Origin of the sequence: Kribbella orskensis (genome assembly GCF_004342085.1) — a bacterium.
Lineage (GTDB): Bacteria > Actinomycetota > Actinomycetes > Propionibacteriales > Kribbellaceae > Kribbella > Kribbella orskensis.
Map to the genome: position 1 here is coordinate 23,585 of NZ_SLWM01000014.1, position 17,714 is coordinate 41,298.

The window sequence follows — 17,714 nt, forward strand, 5'->3', positions numbered from 1 at the left end:
AGGAGGCAGCGCACTCAGTCAACTGCCGGCGAAGTCCGCACGGGCGGCCTGGTACTCCGCGTCGCTGACCCGACGCTGCTGGGTGGCCAGCATCCAGCGGATGCCGAAGGGGTCGAGAATCGTGGCAGCCCGGGCGCCGTGGAAGGCGTCCGCGGGCGGACTCTCGACGGTGGCGCCCTCACGCTCGGCGGCCACGGTGGTGGCGTCGACGTCGGGCACGTACAGACTCATCGCGTACGTCGGAAGGCGGTCCAGTGCCGGCGCCTCGACGCCGGCCTCCGCGTAGCCATCGGACAACATGAGGGGCGCGCCGCCGATCTCGAGGACCGCATGCCCGATCCGGCCATCCGGCCCCACGAACGGATCCTCGCGCAAGCGAGCACCGAACACCTCGCGGTACCACTCGATCGCGTTCGCGGCCTCACGACAGCACAGGTACGGCGTCAGCACCTGGCCGTCCGGCGGCAGATAGGCCTTCTCGCTCATGATCGGCGCCTTCCGTCAGGGTGGGGCCCATCCTTACCCTGCGGACCGGCGGAAGACCACAGGTCAACTGGCGAGGATGACAGGGAAGGTCTGGAGCACGGACGAGAAGTGATAGGTCGGCGTGCGGTCCGGGGTAGCTTCTGTCGGGTGGTGGTTGCCGATCCGGATGGTGGACAGGCCGGCCGCTATCCCGCCGGCGATGTCGTACGCCGGGTGGTCGCCCACCATCCAGCCACCTTCCAAGGTCGCACCGGTGTACTCCGCCGCGATCTTGAAGATCCGGGGATCGGGCTTGCGCACCCCCACCGACTCGGAGATGCACTTGAAGTCGACGACCGCCCCGATGCCGGTGTGCTCGAGCTTGATCGCCTGCTGGAGCGTGCCACCGTTCGTGACCACGGCCACCCTCCATCCCGCAGTACGCAAGGAAGTCAGCCCGTTGAGCACGGCCGGCTCGGCCGAGGTGAACAACGGATGCTCCCGGTCATACGCCTCGACCATCGCACCCACGTCACCGCCGAGCCCGAACCGCGCCTTAACTCCCACGAACAGCTCGGGCCGCTCCCGGAACCCACCCTCGTCGTTCGCCAGCAACCACTCGACCACCTCCCGGCCGAGCCCTGCCCGCGCAACCCACCACTCGGCCCACGCAACGAACGACGCATCCCTATCGATCAACGTGTTGTCCAAATCAAAACAGGCAAGCCGCGGCAGCCCCGCCGGTCCGCCCGTCATACGTCGATGCGGTTCTCGTCCAGTTCGTAGGCGCCCTGGACGATGAACTCCTTGCGGGGAGCGACGTCGTTGCCCATCAGGAGGTCGAAGACACCAGCGGCGGCTTCGCCGTCGTCGACGGTGATGCGGCGCAGGGTCCGGTGCCGCGGGTCCATGGTGGTTTCCGCGAGCTGGTCGGCGTCCATCTCGCCGAGACCCTTGTAGCGCTGCGGGGGCTCCTTCCAGCGGACGCCCTTCTTCATCAGCTCGGCCGACTTCCGCTGGTACTCCGCGTCGGAGTACGTGTAGATGTACTTGTCCTGCCCCTTCTTCGGGTTCGTCAGCTCGAAGCGGTGCAGCGGCGGTACGGCGGTGTAGACCCGGCCGGCGTCGACCAGGGGCCGCATGTACCGGAAGAAGAGCGTCGCCAGCAGGCAGCGGATGTGGGCGCCGTCGGAGTCGGCGTCGGCCATGAAGATGATCTTGCCGTAGCGCGCCTGCTCCAGGTCGAAGGTCCGCCCGGAGCCCGCGCCGACCACCTGGATGATCGAGGCGCACTCGGCGTTCTTCAGCATGTCGCCGACGGACGCCTTCTGCACGTTCAGGATCTTGCCCCGGATCGGCAGCAGCGCCTGGAACTCCGAACTCCGCGCCAGCTTCGCGGTGCCGAGCGCCGAGTCACCCTCGACGATGAACAACTCGGAGCGGTCCACGTCGTTGCTGCGGCAGTCCGCCAGCTTGGCCGGCAACGCCGACGACTCCAGCGCCGTCTTGCGCCGCTGCAGCTCCCGGTGCTGCCTGGCGGCGACCCGCGTCCGCGAGGCTGCGACCACCTTCTCCAGTACTGCGCGGGCCTGCGCCTTGTGCTCGCGCTTCGTCGAGGTGAGGAAGCTCTCGAGCTCGGTCTGGACCACCTTCGCGACGATCCGCGAAGCGGCCGGAGTACCGAGGACTTCCTTCGTCTGACCGTCGAACTGCGGCTCGGACAGCCGGACCGTGACCACGGACGTCATGCCCTCCAGCACGTCGTCCTTGATGATCTCCTCACCGTTCTTCAGCAGCCGGGTGCCGTTCAGCGCGCTGGTGAACACCTTCGGTAGCGCGCGCTCGAAGCCGGCCACGTGGGTGCCGCCCTTCGGCGTCGACACGATGTTCACGAACGACCGCAGCTCTGTCTCGTAGCCGTCGCCCCAGCGGACCGCGATGTCGACCTCGAGATCGCGCTCGACGTCGGTCGGCGACATGTGACCCGCATCGTCGAGCATCGGCACGGTCTCGGTGAAGTGGCCGGTCCCGGACAGCCGGACGACGTCGCTCACCTTCTGGTCGGTGGCCAGGAACTCGCAGAACTCGCTGATCCCGCCCTCGTGCTTGAACGACTCCTCGGTCGGCTCGTCGCCGCGCTCGTCCCGCACCACCAGCTCGAGGCCGGGCACCAGGAACGAGGTCTGCCGCGCCCGGGTGACCAGCTCGTCGTAGTTGAAGGCGGCGTCCTTGGTGAAGATCTGCCGGTCCGCCCAGTACCGGATCCGGGTGCCGGTGACACCCTTCTTGGCCCGGCCGGCCTTGCGCAGTCCCTTGGTCGCGGTGAATCCCGCGGCCGCGCCCTCGCCGTCGAACTCACCGGCGACCCCGCGACGGAACGACGTGGTCCAGACCGAGCCGCCACGGTCGACCTCGACGTCGAGCCGCGCGGACAGCGCGTTCACGACGGAGGCGCCGACGCCGTGCAGACCACCGGAGGCGTTGTACGAGCCGCCGCCGAACTTGCCGCCGGCGTGCAGCTTGGTGAAGACGACCTCGACTCCGCTGAGCTTGGTCTTCGGCTCGATGTCGACCGGGATGCCGCGAGCCTTGTCCCGCACCTCGACGGAACCGTCCCGATGCAGCACGACGTCGATCCGGTCACCGTGCCCGGCGAGTGCCTCGTCGACCGCGTTGTCGATGATCTCCCACAGGCAGTGCATCAGACCGCGGCTGTCGGTCGAGCCGATGTACATACCCGGCCGCTTGCGCACCGCCTCCAGCCCCTCGAGGACGAGCAGGTGGCGGGCGTTGTACGTCGGGTCGAGCTCGGTACTGCGAGGCGTCGGGGCGGCCACAGGGCTCCTTCACTGGTTCACAAGCAGACAACGCGCGGCAGCCGGAACCACCGCACGCAGACAGCCTACGCAGCCCGACCCCCAAAACCTGGCAGGGTCGCCTTGTGGCGCTGGTGTATCCATGATCTCTGCGGGGTACTTCACAGGCAGCGAAGCCGAAGCAAGAAAGGTGTCCCGGCAGATATCGATCCGGACTCGATTGTGTGGTCTTCGCGACACTCCGACCGCGCGCACACGGTGAAGAGGTCGTGGCGCACAGTGAGAGAAGACACGCCCGACACTCGCCGGAAACACCAGATCGACCGTATCCGAAACGATTCCCCGTCAATATGCGTCATAAGGGAACAGGTGGTTCGTCTCACATACGGACACGCTGCACCTACCGGGAAGCGATCCGCATGTCAGGATGTTGCTATCTGGTGAGTACGGAACTAGATGAGATGAGGCCTCAAGTGACTACAGCACTCGCCCCGAGTTCGACCCTGTCGGCTGCGGACCGTTGTGACCGCTGCGGTGCGCAGGCCTACGTTCGTGTCACCCTGACCAGCGGTGGGGAGCTCCTGTTCTGCGCCCACCACGGCCGGGAGCACGCGGAGAAGCTGCGCAACATCGCGATCACCATTCACGACGAGACGGGTCGGCTCGAAGACACCCCCGCCGAGTCGGTCCCTGCGGAGGGCGACCGGTAACCCGGCCTCGAAGCGCCAACGAGGGCGCTTACCCCTACTAGCTTTCACCGATGGCGGTCACCTGGAAGGGTGGCCGCCATCCGTTATATGCATCACATTCAGCTTGCGGCGTAACTGCTGCCGTGGCCGGTTCCGGACAATCCCTCAGACGATCACCGGTACTGCGGGCGGCGGTCCGTGGCGACGCAGTTCCTGCCACGCCCGGGCCATCCGGTCGACCGCGTCGTCCATGACGTCGACGGGATAGCTGAACGGCACCCTGAGGTAATCGTCGTGCTCCCCCGTCGGATCCATCGCGCGTCCCGCCACGACCTCGACACCGTGCCTCAGAGCGACCTGCGCGAAGACGCGTGCATCGGTGTCCGGCAGCCGGATCCACAGCGCAGAGCCGCCTTCAGGCTCCTCCCAGACCCACTCGGGCAGTCGCTCCGTCAACAGCCGGCCCATCCACCGCTTCCGTTCGGTCGCGGCGGTCGCCCTGGCTGCGGTCAATTCGGTCAGCCGGGGCAACAGTCGTGCGGTGAGTGCTTGGTCGATCACCGGGCTACCTAGATCCGCCAGCGCCTTGTGCCGGGCCAGTCGCTCAGCGAGCGGACGCGGGGCGCGGATCCAGCCGATCCGCAAACCACCCCAGACCGCCTTCGACACCGAGCCGATCGTCAGCACCTCGGCGTTCGCCGGCGCGAAGGCGGCCAGCGGCGGTGGAATCTCCGGACCGGTCGGGTCCCAGGTCGAATACGCGTTGTCCTCGACAACAACAACCCCATGCTTGGCTGCCAACTCAGCCACCTGACGCCGTCGCGCCGACGACATCAGCCGCCCGGTCGGATTGTGGAAGGTCGGCATCACGAACAGCATCGCCGGATGATGCTCGGCGAACGCCGCCGCCAGCAGATCGGGCCGAATCCCCGCGTCATCCAGCGGTACGCCGACCACCCTGCCGCCGGCGGCTCCGAACAGGTCGAAGCACCCCGGCCAACTCGGTTGCTCGATCGCCACGGCCGCCCCCGAGCGCAGGTACATCTGGGTCACCAACGCGATCGCCTGATGGGCGCCACTCGTCACCACGATCTGGTCAGCGCTGGTCGGCAGACCCGACTCGTCGAAGTGTTCCGCGATCCGCTCCCGAAGTACTTCGAGGCCGCGCGGGTGGTAGCCGACACCTTGCAAGAGCACCGGTAGCTCGGTGCGGGCCAGTTCTTCCACCTCGGCCGCCAGTTCGGGGATTCCGGGGTCGACCGCGTAGGTCATCGCGATAACCTCGCCAGGCCCGACGGCGATCCGGTGGAACAGCGACTCGCCGTACCCCTTGGGCATGCGTTTGTCGGCGCCCGAGCGGCCGCGGCTCGCGGAGCGCGCCACCGTCGTACCGCTGCCTCGGCGGCTTTCCACCAGGCCGCGCCCGCGCAGTTCGTCGTACGCCGCGACGACCGTCGAGCGGCTGATCGCCAGGGCCTCGGCCAACGGGCGTTCGGCCGGTAGCCGCGCGCCGACGGGGAGTTCGGCGGATCCGATGAGCTCGGCGATCGCGTCGGCCAGGCGACGGTACAGGCCGCCGGAATGGTCGGTGAGGCGGTGCCCGATCAGGTCCGCGAGGGCGGACGGATCTCCAGAACGGTCCACTTCACCCCTCATTGGCTCGGGTGGACTGCTTCCAATCCCGCCAGGCTAGTGGCAGTCAGCAGTCCAGTTCGAGAGGGTGAGACAGATGGGGATCGCGCAGGCGCTCGGGTTCGTCGGAGCGACGGTCGTGCTGGTGGGGATGCCGGGGCCGAACAACATCTACATCTCGCTCCGGAGCCTCGCCCAGGGCCGGCGCGCCGGGGTCGTCTCCGCCTTCGCGATCGAGACCGGCACGCTCGTCTACATCGTGGTCGCGGCCCTCGGACTGGTGGCTGTGGTCCGGGCGTCGCCCGCGATCTTCACCGGGATCACGCTGGTCGGGGCGGCCTATCTCGCGGTGCTGGGTCTGAAGACTCTGCGGGCGCCTGCCGGTGAAGGGATCGGCGGCGTACGCACCGCGCCGCTCGGTCGGGTGTTCCGGGAGGGCGTGCTGGTGAACCTGCTCAACCCGAAGGTCGCGTTGTTCTTCCTCGCGTTCCTGCCGCAATTCACCAGCCGCGGTGCGGGTCCGGTGCAGTTGCGGAACGAGATGCTGTTGCTGGGCGTGGCCGTGCTTGCGATCGGGCTGCTGCTGGATCTCTCCTACGCGGTCGGCGCGGACGCGATCGGGCGTCGCTTCCGCTCACAGGGCCGGAGCGGCGGACGGACGCAACGCCTCGTCGTCGGAGGCATCTACCTCACCATCGCAACCGTCGCCGCCCTCGGCACCCTGCACTGAGCCCCGGCACCATCCCCGAGCCGCGCAAGTCACTCCACCTGGCAAGTCACTCCACCTCGGGAATCACTCCACCTGGCGAGTCACTGCACTTCGAGGGGCGAGTTCCGCACTGCGAGCTCGCCGTCGGTCAGCGCGAGCGACAGCTCGCCCGATCCGAGCCGGAGGCCGGCGAGCTGGAGGTTCTTCCAGGGGAAGTTCTCGGCCGGTGTGATCCGCAGCGTCCCGTTCGGCACGTCGGGCGAGATCCCCAGTGCGGCGATCACAACAGCGACGGCTGCGGCCGCGGCCCATGCCTGCGGTCGGCACGACAACGGGTACGGCGTCGGGGTGTTCTCCTCCGGCAGACCGCTTCCGCCATAGAGCTCGGGCAGCCGGTAGTCGAAGGCCTCGGCGGCCCTGACCAGGCCATTGACCAGGGAGGTAGCGGCAGCGGACTGACCGGCGGCGTACAGACCCTGGACGGTCATCGCGGTGTCGTGCGGCCAGACGCTGCCGGTGTGGTAGCCGAGCGGGTTGAAGTGAGTCATTGCCTTCGACAACGTTCTGAGCCCGAAGCCGCTGTCGAGGTCACCGGACGCCAGCACGTCGGCGACCACGGCCTCTTCCGCCTGGTCGAGGATGCCGGTGCCGAGCAGGTGACCCATGTTCGAGGCGGGTCCGGCGACGGGTCGCTTCGCGCCGTCCAGCGCGATCGCCGGGTAGCCGTCGACCCAGAAGGTCTCGCGGAAGCGCTCTCTGAGGTTCGCCGCCCACTCGCGCCACTCCTCGGCGCCTTCGAGGCCGAAAGACGTGAGGAGCTCCGCGCCCGCGATCGCGGCGGCGTAGGCGTAGCCCTGGACCTCGCAGAGCGCGATGGGTGCGGTGGCGATCGTGCCGTCGGGCCACTGCACGGAGTCGCTCGAATCCTTCCAGCCCTGGTTCGCCAGGCCGTGGCCGGACTCGTCGATGTACTCGAGGAATCCGTCGCCGTCCGGGTCCGCGTAGTCCCTCATCCACGCGAGCGCTCCCTGCAGAGCAGGCAGCAACGCCCGTACTTCGTCCGTGGGCATGCCCCAGCGCCAGGCCTTGTGGAGCGTGGTGATCCACAGCTGGGTCGCGTCGTGGGTGCCGTAGTAGGCGGCCGGCAGGACGAGACCGCGGCCGTGGTCGGTCACCTCCGCGCGGAGCTCGTGCGGGATCTTGCCGGGCTGCTCCGCCGCACCGGGATCGACGCGGGTGCCCTGGTGGCGGGCCAGCGCACGGAGTGTTCCTGCTGCCAACTGCGGATCGACCGGGATCAGCATGCCTGCGGAGATCAGGGAGTCCCGGCCGAACAAGGTCAGGTACCAAGGCGGTCCGGCGCCGAGATAGCGCTCTCCCTCCTCGGCTGCCAGTTGCAGTCCTGCGACATCGTCCAAGGACCGCCGCAACCAGCGGTCCACCCTCGTGTCGTCGCACCCGACCTCGACCTCGTCGTACCCGGGCCTGCTCGCGGGCGGCTCGATGCTGAAGCCGTCGGTGACCGGGAAGGTCGCGCTGACGTGGACGATCACGCTCACCTCTTGCCCGGCATCGACCTTCAGTTGCCAGCCGCGCTCGGCTTCGGCCTCCGCACTATCTGGAACTGGGCCATCAGGAGCTGGATCGAAGAGAGCGGTGACCCTGGTTCCGGACGCGTCCTCCCAGTGCAGGCGGTCCGCTTCCGGGATCGGCGGCAGGGCGGGGAGGTCTGCCGCGGCTTCGCTGCGTACGGCGGCGGTGCCGGCCAGGTCCGTGCCGAGGGCAACCACCAGCTCGCAGTCGACGCTGACGTGGGAGCGGTTGATCAGCGTGATCCGCTCGGTCAGGCCGTCGCCGGACACCTCGCGGGTACGCCGGAGGAGCACTGTCGGGTCGTGGCCGGAATCGCCCAGGCCGTCGAGCACAGCGTCGTACCGGGTGGTTGCGGTGCGGCGTTCGTCGACCTGGACGGGTACCGGGGCGCGGCCGTCGACGGACACCTGGAGGCGGGACAGGATGCGGCGGTCCCGGGCGTAGACCCCCTCGGCGCCGACGCCAGTCAACTGTCCCGACCGGGGCGACAACACCACCCAGGGAGCAGCGAGTGTGGTGACCAGATCATGCAGATAGGGCATGTGCCGACACTACGACGACCGGTTTTGCGGCAGAGTGGCGGTGTGAACAGCGTGGCGACGTTCCTGGTCGGGGTGGCGATCTTCGTCGGCATCGTCGGCATCGTGATCCCGATCCTGCCCGGCGCGATCCTGAGCCTGGCGGCGATCCTGGTCTGGGCGCTGGAGGAGCAGAGCCCCACCGGCTGGATCGTGCTCTCGGCGGCCGTGGTGCTGATCGGGGCCAGCCAGGTGGTCAAGTACATCGTGCCCGAGCGGCGGCTGCGCGAGTCCGGCGTACCGCGAAGATCGATACTGATCGGCGTGCTGCTCGGCATCGTCGGGTTCTTCGTGATCCCGGTGATCGGCATGTTCATCGGGTTCCCGCTCGGCGTCTACGTGTCCGAGCGGCAGCGGCTAGGAGCCCACGCGCACGCCTGGACCTCGACCAAACACGCCCTGCGCGCCACCGGGCTGTCGATCCTGATCGAGCTGATCGGCGCCTCCCTGGCCGCCGCCATCTGGCTCGCCGCCGTCCTCTTCCTCGTCTGAGCCCACTGGTCTGAGCCACTGGTCTGAGCCACCACCCTGAGTCACTCGTCCGGGCCCGCTGCGTCGCCCGTTCGCTGAGCGAATGCCAGGGTTTTGCCAGCTTCGGCGAAGGGTCGTCTCAGGTCCACCGGGGATGTTGGGACGACCAGTACCAGGTGACCACCTGGTACGCAGTACCGGGAGGCAAGCAAGCATGGCGTTGAACCAGAAGCTCACCGACAAGCGCTGGCGGGTGGCCGGCACCGTGGCCGCCGTCCTGGCGACCACCACGGCCGGCGGAGTCGCCTGGGCAACCACCAACGCGGACCCGTCCCCCAGCCCTTCGGCCAGCCCGTCCGCCTCACCGTCGGCACCCAACTCGGCCGACCCCGCCAAACCTGACCGGGGACCCGGCCGGCACAGCGAGTTCGGGATGGGCGGCGCGCTGCACGGCGAGTTCGTCGTCGAGAAGGAGGGCGGCGGCTACCAGACCGTGGCCACCCAGACCGGCGAGGTCACGGCGGTCAGCAGGGACTCGATCACGGTGAAGAGCGCCGACGGGTACAGCAAGGACTACGTCGTCACCGCCGACACCCTGGTGAACGCGGCGCGTGACGGGATCGCCAGCGTCAAGACCGGCAACACCGTCTCGGTGTCGGCCATCGTGGCGGACGGCAAGGCCACCGCGACCAGCGTGAACGACGGAACGGTCCGCGACGCGGCCCGGGAGAAGTGGGGTTTCAAGCGCGGACCCCGCTGACACTCACAGCCGATTGCCAGGAACCTTCCAGGAATCGCACGGGTGCGGGCGTAAGACTGTGGGCATGAGCCCGCATCTGCTGGTGGTCGACGACGAGCCCAACATCGTCGAGCTGCTGTCCGCGAGTCTGCGCTTCGCCGGGTACGAGGTGACCACGGCGACCCACGGGGCCGAGGCGCTCCGGAAGGCCCGGGAGGTGGAGCCCGACCTGGTGGTGCTGGACGTGATGATGCCCGGCCTCGACGGTTTCGAGGTGGTCCGGCGGCTGCGCGGTGAGGATCGGCACGTGCCTGTGCTGTTCCTCACCGCGCGCGACGCCGTCGAGGACAAGGTGCTCGGCCTGCACACCGGTGGCGACGACTACGTCACCAAGCCGTTCAGCCTGGATGAGCTGGTCGCCCGGGTCCGCGCGCTGCTGCGCCGCTCCGGCCACCGCGAGCAGGGCGCGACCGAGCCCGCGGTACTGCGGTACGCCGACCTGGAGCTGAACGAGGACAGCTACGAGGTGTTCAAGGCAGGTGAGGCCGTGCAGTTGTCGCTCACCGAGTTCAAGCTGCTGCGCTGCCTGCTGGAGAACGCCGAGCGGGTGATGTCGAAGGGGCAGATCCTCTCGGCGGTCTGGAACTACGACTTCGCCGGGGACGCGGGGGTGGTCGAGTCCTACATGTCCTACCTGCGCCGCAAGGTCGACACCGGCGACCAGAAGCTACTCCACACGGTCCGTGGCGTCGGCTACGTACTGCGAACCCCGCGAGGCCCCAACTGATGCCGCACCGCCGGCTGGCCGACCGGTATCCCCTGCGCATCACCATCGTCGTGGTACTGCTGACGCTGGTGACCGCGGCCCTGCTCGCCTCAGGCCTGGTGGCAACCACGATCATGCGGGGGTACCTGACCGACCGCGTGGACAGTCAGTTGAGCGACGCCGCCAAGATGATCTCCGCCCAGAAGGGGTTCGGGCCGAACGGTCCGCCGCCGCCGAACCAGCGCGGCGGGCCGAGGCTGCCCAGTGTGTTCATCCTGCAGGCCTTCGAGGCGGACGGCACCAAGTCGGTCGACGGACGGTTCCGGGAACCCTTGCGGCCGACCGAGGCCGAGCCTCAACTCCCGACGATGACGCTGGCACAGGTGGTTGCCCGGGGCGACGAACCGTTCAACACGGGAGCCGTCTCGGGCAGTGGCACGTTCCGGGTGATCGCCACGCCGCTGCAGAACCAGGACGGCTACATCATGGTCGCGCAGAATCTCGGCGACATGGATCAGACGATCCAGCGACTGGTCGGAGTGCAGATCGCGGCCGGGATCATCCTGCTGGTGCTGCTCGCGGGCGTCGGCACCTGGGTCGTGCGGCGCAGTCTTCGAGGGCTGGAGGACGTGGAGCACACGGCGGTGGCCATCGCCGGTGGTGATCTGAGCCGGCGGGTGCCGCAGCGGGATCCGCGGACCGAGGTCGGGCGGTTGTCGCTCGCGCTGAACCAGATGCTCGGGCAGATCGAGACGGCCTTCGCCCAGCGGACCGCTTCCGAGTTCGCGGCGCGCCGGTCGGAGGACGCGGCCCGGCGGTCGGCCGAGGTGGCCCGGCAGTCCGAGGAGGTTGCTCGTCAGTCGGAGGACAACGCCCGGCAGTCGGAAGAGCGGATGCGGCGGTTCGTCGCGGACGCCAGCCACGAACTCCGTACTCCGCTGACGTCGATCCGCGGGTTCGCCGAGCTGACCCGGCAGCGGGGTTCCGCCGCCGATCCCGCGACGATGAAGCGGATCGAGGACGAGGCGAAGCGGATGGGGCTCCTCGTCGACGACCTGCTGCTGCTCGCGCGACTCGACCAGCAGCGGCCCTTGCAGCACCGGCCGGTGGATCTGCTGACGCTCGCGGGCGACTCCGTCCACGACGTACAGGCTGTTCAGCCTGGGCGTCCGGTGAAACTGCAGATCCTTCCCGACTCAGGAGCCCCAGTGGTCGAGGGCGATGAGGCGCGGCTGCGGCAGGTGCTGGGGAATCTGGTGAGCAACGCCGTGCATTACACGCCGCATGACGCGCCGATCACCATCTCGGTCGGGACTCGTGACGGCGAGGCGATCCTCGAGGTCGCTGATACCGGGCCGGGGCTCAGCGCGGAACAGAAGGCACGGGTCTTCGAGCGTTTCTACCGAGCCGATTCCGCCCGTACTCGCTCCACTGGTGGCTCCGGCCTCGGACTCTCGATCGTGGCTGCGTTGGTCGCCGCCCATAGCGGCAAGGTCACCGTCACCGACACTCCCGGGGGCGGCGCCACCTTCACCGTCCACCTGCCCCTCACTCCCCTGGGCTGAGGTCAGAGGGCGGGGAAGGTGCGGTTGGCGGACTCGCCGTGTTCGAATACCTGGGCGGCGGGGCCGAGGACCTGGCCGTCCGGGTGCGCGACCAGTTCGAAGTCCTTGTTGTCGTAGTCGTAGAGGCTGAGCACGTGCCGCATGGCCTCGAGCCGGGCGCGCTTCTTGTCGTTGCTCTTCACCACGGTCCAGGGCGCATGCCGCGTGTCCGTGTAGTGGAACATCGCCTCCTTGGCCTCGGTGTAGTCCTTCCACTTGTCCAGCGAGGCGAGGTCGGTCGGCGACAGCTTCCACTGCCGGACCGGGTCGATCTGCCGGATCATGAAACGCGTCTGCTGCTCGGCCTGCGACACCGAGAACCACAGCTTCACCAGCTTGATCCCGGAGCGCAGCAGCATCCGCTCGAACTCCGGTGCCTGCCGCATGAACTCGTCGTACTGCTCGTCGGTGCAGAACCCCATCACCCGCTCGACGCAGGCGCGGTTGTACCAGGACCGGTCGAACAGCACCATCTCGCCGGCGGCCGGCAGGTGCTCGACGTACCGCTGGAAGTACCACTGGGTCCGCTCCCGCTCGGTCGGCTTCTCCAGCGCGACGATCCGGGCGCCGCGCGGGTTCAGGTGCTCCATGAACCGCTTGATGGTGCCGCCCTTGCCCGCCGCGTCGCGCCCCTCGAAGACGATCACCAGCTTCTGCTTCGAGCGCTTCACCCAGTACTGCAACTTGAGCAGCTCGATCTGGAGCAGCCGCTTGTCCCGGTCGTAGACCTCGCGCGCAAGGCGTTCGCCGTACGGGTAGCCCTCGCGCCAGGTGTCGACCGGAGTACCGTCAGCGCGCAGCAGCACCGGGTCGTCGTCCTCCTCGTCCAGCACGCGGAAGCCGAGCTCGTGAACCAGATCAGGGGTGTTCATAACGCCCAAGAATCACCGCACCAGACTGGTCCGCGGTGAACGAGGTCGGATGCACGGATGAACATCGACCCCGTACTACGGCAGGCGGCGGACCTTGACGGTGGCGTCAGGCCGGGTGCTGGGTTGGCCGTCCGGGGATGGGTGTTCGCGGGGATGGGTCTGGCTCAGCAGGATCTCCCACTCGCCCTCGGGGAGCTCGAGGTCGGCGATCACCTCCTCGGGGGTCGGGAAGTGGATGTCGGGGTGATGGTTGTGCTCCCAGGAGGGGAAGCTCAGATGGCCCTCGATCAGCAGGATGCCGCCCGGGGCGACCGCGTCGGCTGCCTTGCGGAGGATCTCCTCACGCGGCATTTCACCGAGCGAGTGCAGGAACTGGGCCGACACGAGGTCGTAGCTCCCCTCGGGGAAGGTCTTGCCGAGGTCGCAGTGCTGCCAGTCGATCCGCCCGGCCACAGCCTGACCGTACATAGTGGCGTGGGCGGCTGCTCGGGCCAGGGCGACAGTGGAAATGTCGACTGCTGTCACCTGCCAGCCCTGCTCGGCCAGCCAGATCGCGTCCGCGCCTTCGCCGCAGCCGAGGTCCAGGGCGCGGCCCGGCGTGAGATCGGTGGTCTCCTGCACCAGTACGACGTTCGGCCGGCCACTCCAGATCTGGGCGCTCTCGGAGTAGCGGTGGTTCCAGGACTCTTCGTCGGACAGCTCATCGGTCGTCATGGACCCGATCGTGTGTCACCACAATGGGTGATGGCAAACCTTGTTGCCACCTTGGCAAACAACTCAGCGGGACGTCACCGGGTCTCCGCGAGTAGCTGTTCGAGCTCGGCGCGATCGCCGGGTTGCTCGGGGACCTCGGAGTTCAGCAGGCGCTGCAGGAGTTCGCCGACGCGTGGCGTGGCGAGCCGGTGCGGGATGGCGAGGCTCAGCTGATCGATCGTTGCTCCAGGCAACGGAGGCTGAGGTGGCTCGAGCGCCGAACGGTCCAGCAGGGCTCGCAATTCGTCGACTGCTCGCTTCGACTCGGCGATCAGGCACGCATGCTCCTGCTCGGTCGGCGCACCGGCTCGTGGCGCGCCGATCAGGTCGAACCACTGCAAGCCCCAGCAGGCCAGCGAGACGTTGGCCAGCCACTCCTCGACGGCCGGCGCCGCGTCCAGCCCGATCCGCAGCAGGTAACCGAAGGCCGTGGCCAGCGCGCCGCCGTGCAGGCTCGGCCCGGCATGCACCAACTGGTACGCGAACTGCTCCGGCGACGCCTGCTCGAACCATCGCCCAACCGCTCCGGCCTGATCGACCAGCCGCAGTTGAGCCGCCGCTTGCAGGAACGCGACGAGATCCTCGGTCGAGAGATTCGCCCACCACTCCCCCGGCTCGAGCAGCCAGTACGACGGATCCGCCCACCGACCGCACGCGAACAGCCCGCGCACACCGAGCGGCGTCAACCGCACCAGCGAGTCCTCGACGATCACCGCGCCGAGCCGCTCGAGTCGCTCAAAGCCCTGCAGGCTCTCTGCGGCCACCTGTCCATCACGGAAGGCGACGAGCAACGTGGGCACGAGCTCGGGCGACTCGCCGAGCACAGCCTGGAAGACCTCGATCCACGGCTCCACCCGCTGCGGCGTGACCAGGTCATCCTCCGGCGACCACGCCCGCATGGTCGGCCCGTACTGCGGCGTGCCCGAGCTGGGGTCGATCAGCCCGGCCAGCACCGCAGTACGCCAGTGTTCGTGGTCGGTTCTGGGGGAAGCGCTCGCTACGATCTCGGTCGCGAACTCCACCAGGTCGAGCATCAAGGGAGCGCTCTCGGCGGCCATGCGCAACGCCGACGGCATGACCGTTGTCGGCCTCGGTGAACCAGGCAGAGGTTCGAGCTGCGACTCACTTCCCACCGCAGCAACCTACACACCACCCACCCCACCGCCTACAGATCAGCCCGGCTCACTGAGGCCGGACGTTGTGGTTGCCGGCGAACAGATTGGCGGGGTCGTACTGACGCTTGACCGCCGCGAGCCGCTGATAGGTCCCGGCCGGATAGATCGCGGCGACATCCTCCGCGGTGTGAGCAGTGAGGAAGTTCGCGTAGGCGCCGTTGACGTGAGGTGCGAGTCTCCCCCAGATCGCCTCCAGAGCCGGCCCAGCTGCGTCGATGGCCGGCTTCGGACCAATGATGCTGGTCACGAACATCAGCTCCGCTTGGCGATGCGCGTAGGCGGTGGCGTCGTCGGAGACTCGGGACACCGCACCGCCGACGCTTCGGACGGCGACGATCGGCGGCCGTTCCGATGCCCCGACCTCAGCAAGGATCCGAAGGACCTCGGGCACCGAATCCTTGTCCACGAAGGCGCTGCGGGTCACCAGCTGGATGCCGGGCGGTGGCGTCATACCATCGACGAGGGTGTCCGCGTAGGGCCGCAGCGCGACATCGTCTTCGAGTATCGTGCCGAGCCGGCGGATCGGGTCGATCGCCTTTGCGGCGAGCTCCGGGTCGTCGCCGTCGAAGGTGACGTGGATCTCGACCGGCGCCTCCCGTCCGCCGGCGAACGGATTGGCGAAATCCGCGATGGAGGTGAGCTCTTCGGGCGCGGTGCGGAGGTAGTCCGCCCACCCCTGGAGCACGGTAGCCAGCTCCGCTGCCGGGAAGGCGATCTTCCCATAGAAGACGTCGGTGGTCGGGTGCGCCGCGAACTCGAAGGCGGTCACGATCCCGAAGTTGCCGCCGCCACCGCGAAGCGCCCAGAACAGCTCCGGGTTCTCCTCCACGGTCGCACGCACGACCTCTGCGTTGGCCGTGACCACCTCCAGGGCGACCACATTGTCCAGGGCCAGACCATACTTCCTGACCTTCCAACCGATGCCACCGGTCAACGTCAGCCCACCTACGCCAACGCTCTTGGTGTCGCCCGAGGAGATCGCCAGGTTGTGCGGGGCCAAGGCGGCCGCGACCTGACCCCAGGTGGCGCCACCGCCGATCCGCACGAGGTGCCGTTCCTTGTCGACGACCTCCACGGTCGCGAGCTTGCTCAGGTCGATCACGACGCCGCCGTCGTTGGTGCCGAAGCCCGGGAAGCTGTGACCGCCGCCTCGCACGGACAGCACGAGTCCCGCGTCGGCGGCGAATCTGACACCTGCTTGCACGTCCCCGAGGCTCTTGGGGCGCAGAACGTAGGCCGGGCTACCCGAAGCCAGGACCGACCGACTGGCCGATTCGTACTCCGCTCCGCCCGGTTCGATGATGTCCCCGCTGAAGTCGGGGCGAAGAGTTTCAAGCGCTGAGCTCATGACTTCCTTCCACAGGACAAATCCGGATGCATACACAGGTCTGACGACACAGACCGGCCAAATGTGACCTGGGGCCGCGTCCTGCCGTCAGTGCGCGACGATGACGGAGTCGTCGCTGGACGGATCGGCAGTCGCCTCAGGCTTGCGGTCGCGAAGAAGAACGAAGGCAAGTACTGCGGAGCCGAGCACCGCGACCGCGGCGATGACGAGGCTGCTCGACATGGCCTCGGCGAAGGCGACCTTGGCGGACCGGCGAGAGCGCTGTCTCCGGTGCGACGGCGAGTGCGTCTCGGATCGCATGCTCGCCCTGTATGAGGGCGGTGGCTTCAGCCTGCTGGAGGCCGACCAGGCCGCGCAGGACTACCCCAGGATGAAGGAGCTCTACGCGGCCCACCGCGGCCACGACATCGTCGGCGGCAGCGAGGACGACTTCAAGTACGGCCTGGCCCGGATCCTCGACGGCCTCCAGGCTCGCCGCGAGCGCTAACGCAGCAGGATCGTGCGCTCCACGAGCGTCCACGTCGTGGTGGTCAGCAGGTAGAGGCCCGCTGCCAGCGGGATGAAGGCGGCTGTAGCCAGAGTGCCGAACGGCAGCAGGCGGGCGATCCCGCGAGACATCGGCGAGGCCGTCTCATCCAGCTGGCGCAACTGCCGGCGGGACGAGAAGTACGCGACTACCGCCAGCAGAACGGCGAGCCCCAGGTACGCCGGGGTCGACGCGAACAGTGGCCAGTGGAGGCCGAGCGGCGCACCGAAGATCGTCCCGGCGAGCAGTTGGTTCGACTGGCCTGCCACGATCGCCGTGGTGAACAGGCTGTACATCACCCAGAAGAACGGCAGCTGCGCGAACATCGGCAGGCATCCGGCCAGCAGGGTGGTCCCGGACTCGGACTGCAGCTTGGCCACCTCACGCTGAACCCGCTCGGGGTTCTTGCCGTGCCGCTGCTGGATCTCGCGGATCTCTGGCATCAAGGCGGCCCGCGACTTGTCGCCGCGGATCGCGGCGAGGCTGAGCGGGAGGAGCAACAGGCGGACGGCGACCGTGCAGAGCACGATCGCCACGGCAGCGGCGTACCCGCCGGTCAGGGGCTCGATCGCGGTCGCGAGTCCGTTGACGAGGTGGTATGCGCCGCTGATCGGCGCGTCGAGGAAGGAAGGCATGGCAGTACTCCACGAGTGAGAAGGGATGGGTAGCGCGAGAGGGGCTGCCGAAGAGACGGCAGCCGGCTACCTTCCCGGTGCTCGCGGACGCGGCCTGCCGGCGGCGTCGGGATCGCGGAGGGAGAGATACGCGGTACGGCGGGAGTTGGCCCGGGTGGCGCTGGCGCGCGCGGGCAGCGGCGACGAGAGCGGACGCTGCGCCGCCGTGCGGGAGACCTGGAGTACCGCGAACAGAACGGCCGCCGCCGTGAGAACGGCGACGGCCAGCAGACCGGAGTCCGGTCCGAGGGCAGGGACCGCCAGCGTCCAGACGCCGGCGAGTGCCCTGCCCATCAAGACCCGA

19 protein-coding genes are annotated in these 17,714 nt (G+C 68.4%); 7 read left to right on the forward strand and 12 right to left on the reverse strand.

Annotation, left to right across the window (positions count from 1 at the left end):
• Positions 1-18: 18 nt before the first annotated feature.
• The 3 genes from EV644_RS29450 to EV644_RS29460 all read right to left on the reverse strand — a co-directional run bounded on the left by EV644_RS29450 (position 19) and on the right by EV644_RS29460 (position 3,302).
• Entirely contained in the window at positions 19-486 is a 468-nt protein-coding gene (locus EV644_RS29450) for a VOC family protein (protein WP_132192233.1), read from the reverse strand.
• 63 nt (positions 487-549) lie between these two features.
• The gene (locus EV644_RS29455; protein WP_132192234.1) at positions 550-1,221 is read right to left on the reverse strand and encodes an HAD family hydrolase; all 672 of its coding nucleotides are present in this window, start codon (positions 1,219-1,221) and stop codon (positions 550-552) included.
• A complete protein-coding gene (locus EV644_RS29460) occupies positions 1,218-3,302 on the reverse strand; it encodes a DNA gyrase/topoisomerase IV subunit B (protein WP_132192235.1) in 2,085 nt (694 codons plus the stop codon). The genes EV644_RS29455 and EV644_RS29460 overlap by 4 nt, the downstream gene beginning before the upstream one ends.
• 440 nt (positions 3,303-3,742) lie before the next feature.
• On the opposite strand from EV644_RS29460, the gene EV644_RS29465 reads away from it, so the two are divergent.
• The gene (locus EV644_RS29465) at positions 3,743-3,991 is read left to right on the forward strand and encodes a DUF7455 domain-containing protein (protein WP_241998965.1); all 249 of its coding nucleotides are present in this window, start codon (positions 3,743-3,745) and stop codon (positions 3,989-3,991) included.
• A 144-nt stretch (positions 3,992-4,135) separates the two neighbouring features.
• On the opposite strand, the gene EV644_RS29470 is transcribed toward EV644_RS29465, so the two are convergent.
• Positions 4,136-5,614 (reverse strand): aminotransferase-like domain-containing protein, encoded by a 1,479-nt coding sequence (locus EV644_RS29470; RefSeq protein WP_199240053.1) that lies wholly within the window; start codon positions 5,612-5,614, stop codon positions 4,136-4,138.
• An 85-nt stretch (positions 5,615-5,699) separates the two neighbouring features.
• On the opposite strand from EV644_RS29470, the gene EV644_RS29475 reads away from it, so the two are divergent.
• The gene (locus EV644_RS29475) at positions 5,700-6,332 is read left to right on the forward strand and encodes a LysE family translocator (protein WP_132192238.1); all 633 of its coding nucleotides are present in this window, start codon (positions 5,700-5,702) and stop codon (positions 6,330-6,332) included.
• An 80-nt stretch (positions 6,333-6,412) separates the two neighbouring features.
• Here EV644_RS29475 and EV644_RS29480 read toward each other — a convergent pair whose 3' ends face one another.
• Positions 6,413-8,446, reverse strand: a complete 2,034-nt coding sequence (locus tag EV644_RS29480; RefSeq protein ID WP_132192239.1) for an amylo-alpha-1,6-glucosidase — start codon at positions 8,444-8,446, stop codon at positions 6,413-6,415.
• Positions 8,447-8,488: 42 nt separating this feature from the next.
• Here EV644_RS29480 and EV644_RS29485 point away from each other — a divergent pair, with 42 nt between their 5' ends.
• From EV644_RS29485 to EV644_RS29500, 4 genes are all read left to right on the forward strand, one after another.
• Positions 8,489-8,974 carry a DUF456 domain-containing protein gene (locus tag EV644_RS29485; RefSeq protein WP_132192240.1) on the forward strand — a complete coding sequence of 162 codons (486 nt, stop codon included), beginning with the start codon at positions 8,489-8,491 and terminating at the stop codon, positions 8,972-8,974.
• A 193-nt stretch (positions 8,975-9,167) separates the two neighbouring features.
• Complete coding sequence (locus tag EV644_RS29490; RefSeq protein ID WP_132192241.1) at positions 9,168-9,713, forward strand: hypothetical protein; 546 nt, start codon at positions 9,168-9,170, stop codon at positions 9,711-9,713.
• Between the two features lie 64 nt (positions 9,714-9,777).
• Positions 9,778-10,479 (forward strand): response regulator transcription factor, encoded by a 702-nt coding sequence (locus EV644_RS29495; protein ID WP_132192242.1) that lies wholly within the window; start codon positions 9,778-9,780, stop codon positions 10,477-10,479.
• Complete coding sequence (locus tag EV644_RS29500; protein WP_132192243.1) at positions 10,479-12,023, forward strand: sensor histidine kinase; 1,545 nt, start codon at positions 10,479-10,481, stop codon at positions 12,021-12,023. The genes EV644_RS29495 and EV644_RS29500 overlap by 1 nt, the downstream gene beginning before the upstream one ends.
• Positions 12,024-12,025: 2 nt before the next feature.
• On the opposite strand, the gene ppk2 is transcribed toward EV644_RS29500, so the two are convergent.
• The 5 genes from ppk2 to EV644_RS29525 all read right to left on the reverse strand — a co-directional run bounded on the left by ppk2 (position 12,026) and on the right by EV644_RS29525 (position 16,510).
• Positions 12,026-12,934, reverse strand: a complete 909-nt coding sequence (ppk2, locus tag EV644_RS29505) for a polyphosphate kinase 2 (protein WP_132192244.1) — start codon at positions 12,932-12,934, stop codon at positions 12,026-12,028.
• A 75-nt stretch (positions 12,935-13,009) separates the two neighbouring features.
• The gene (locus EV644_RS29510) at positions 13,010-13,648 is read right to left on the reverse strand and encodes a class I SAM-dependent methyltransferase (RefSeq protein ID WP_132192245.1); all 639 of its coding nucleotides are present in this window, start codon (positions 13,646-13,648) and stop codon (positions 13,010-13,012) included.
• 74 nt (positions 13,649-13,722) lie between these two features.
• Positions 13,723-14,745 carry a hypothetical protein gene (locus EV644_RS29515; RefSeq protein ID WP_132192246.1) on the reverse strand — a complete coding sequence of 341 codons (1,023 nt, stop codon included), beginning with the start codon at positions 14,743-14,745 and terminating at the stop codon, positions 13,723-13,725.
• 124 nt (positions 14,746-14,869) lie between these two features.
• Entirely contained in the window at positions 14,870-16,210 is a 1,341-nt protein-coding gene (locus EV644_RS29520) for an FAD-binding oxidoreductase (protein ID WP_132192247.1), read from the reverse strand.
• 87 nt (positions 16,211-16,297) lie between these two features.
• Entirely contained in the window at positions 16,298-16,510 is a 213-nt protein-coding gene (locus tag EV644_RS29525) for a hypothetical protein (protein ID WP_132192248.1), read from the reverse strand.
• Here EV644_RS29525 and EV644_RS29530 point away from each other — a divergent pair.
• Entirely contained in the window at positions 16,509-16,697 is a 189-nt protein-coding gene (locus EV644_RS29530) for a TetR/AcrR family transcriptional regulator C-terminal domain-containing protein (protein ID WP_132192249.1), read from the forward strand. The two genes, EV644_RS29525 and EV644_RS29530, sit on opposite strands and share 2 nt — an antisense overlap.
• Here the strand turns inward: EV644_RS29530 and EV644_RS29535 are convergent.
• Both EV644_RS29535 and EV644_RS29540 read right to left on the reverse strand, forming a co-directional pair.
• Complete coding sequence (locus tag EV644_RS29535; RefSeq protein ID WP_132192250.1) at positions 16,694-17,371, reverse strand: YidC/Oxa1 family membrane protein insertase; 678 nt, start codon at positions 17,369-17,371, stop codon at positions 16,694-16,696. The genes EV644_RS29530 and EV644_RS29535 overlap by 4 nt on opposite strands.
• Before the next feature lie 66 nt (positions 17,372-17,437).
• Complete coding sequence (locus EV644_RS29540; protein WP_132192251.1) at positions 17,438-17,704, reverse strand: DUF6412 domain-containing protein; 267 nt, start codon at positions 17,702-17,704, stop codon at positions 17,438-17,440.
• Positions 17,705-17,714 lie beyond the last annotated feature (10 nt).

Coding starts and splice junctions, on each gene's coding strand:
- EV644_RS29450 (WP_132192233.1), bottom strand. CDS start 486: ATGAGCGAGAAGGCCTATCTGCCGCCGGACGGCCAGGTGCTGACGCCG.
- EV644_RS29455 (WP_132192234.1), bottom strand. CDS start 1,221: ATGACGGGCGGACCGGCGGGGCTGCCGCGGCTTGCCTGTTTTGATTTG.
- EV644_RS29465 (WP_241998965.1), top strand. CDS start 3,743: ATGAGGCCTCAAGTGACTACAGCACTCGCCCCGAGTTCGACCCTGTCG.
- EV644_RS29475 (WP_132192238.1), top strand. CDS start 5,700: ATGGGGATCGCGCAGGCGCTCGGGTTCGTCGGAGCGACGGTCGTGCTG.
- EV644_RS29480 (WP_132192239.1), bottom strand. CDS start 8,446: ATGCCCTATCTGCATGATCTGGTCACCACACTCGCTGCTCCCTGGGTG.
- EV644_RS29490 (WP_132192241.1), top strand. CDS start 9,168: ATGGCGTTGAACCAGAAGCTCACCGACAAGCGCTGGCGGGTGGCCGGC.
- EV644_RS29495 (WP_132192242.1), top strand. CDS start 9,778: ATGAGCCCGCATCTGCTGGTGGTCGACGACGAGCCCAACATCGTCGAG.
- EV644_RS29500 (WP_132192243.1), top strand. CDS start 10,479: ATGCCGCACCGCCGGCTGGCCGACCGGTATCCCCTGCGCATCACCATC.
- ppk2 (WP_132192244.1), bottom strand. CDS start 12,934: ATGAACACCCCTGATCTGGTTCACGAGCTCGGCTTCCGCGTGCTGGAC.
- EV644_RS29510 (WP_132192245.1), bottom strand. CDS start 13,648: ATGACGACCGATGAGCTGTCCGACGAAGAGTCCTGGAACCACCGCTAC.
- EV644_RS29515 (WP_132192246.1), bottom strand. CDS start 14,745: ATGGCCGCCGAGAGCGCTCCCTTGATGCTCGACCTGGTGGAGTTCGCG.
- EV644_RS29520 (WP_132192247.1), bottom strand. CDS start 16,210: ATGAGCTCAGCGCTTGAAACTCTTCGCCCCGACTTCAGCGGGGACATC.
- EV644_RS29530 (WP_132192249.1), top strand. CDS start 16,509: ATGCTCGCCCTGTATGAGGGCGGTGGCTTCAGCCTGCTGGAGGCCGAC.
- EV644_RS29525 (WP_132192248.1), bottom strand. CDS start 16,510: ATGCGATCCGAGACGCACTCGCCGTCGCACCGGAGACAGCGCTCTCGC.
- EV644_RS29535 (WP_132192250.1), bottom strand. CDS start 17,371: ATGCCTTCCTTCCTCGACGCGCCGATCAGCGGCGCATACCACCTCGTC.
- EV644_RS29540 (WP_132192251.1), bottom strand. CDS start 17,704: ATGGGCAGGGCACTCGCCGGCGTCTGGACGCTGGCGGTCCCTGCCCTC.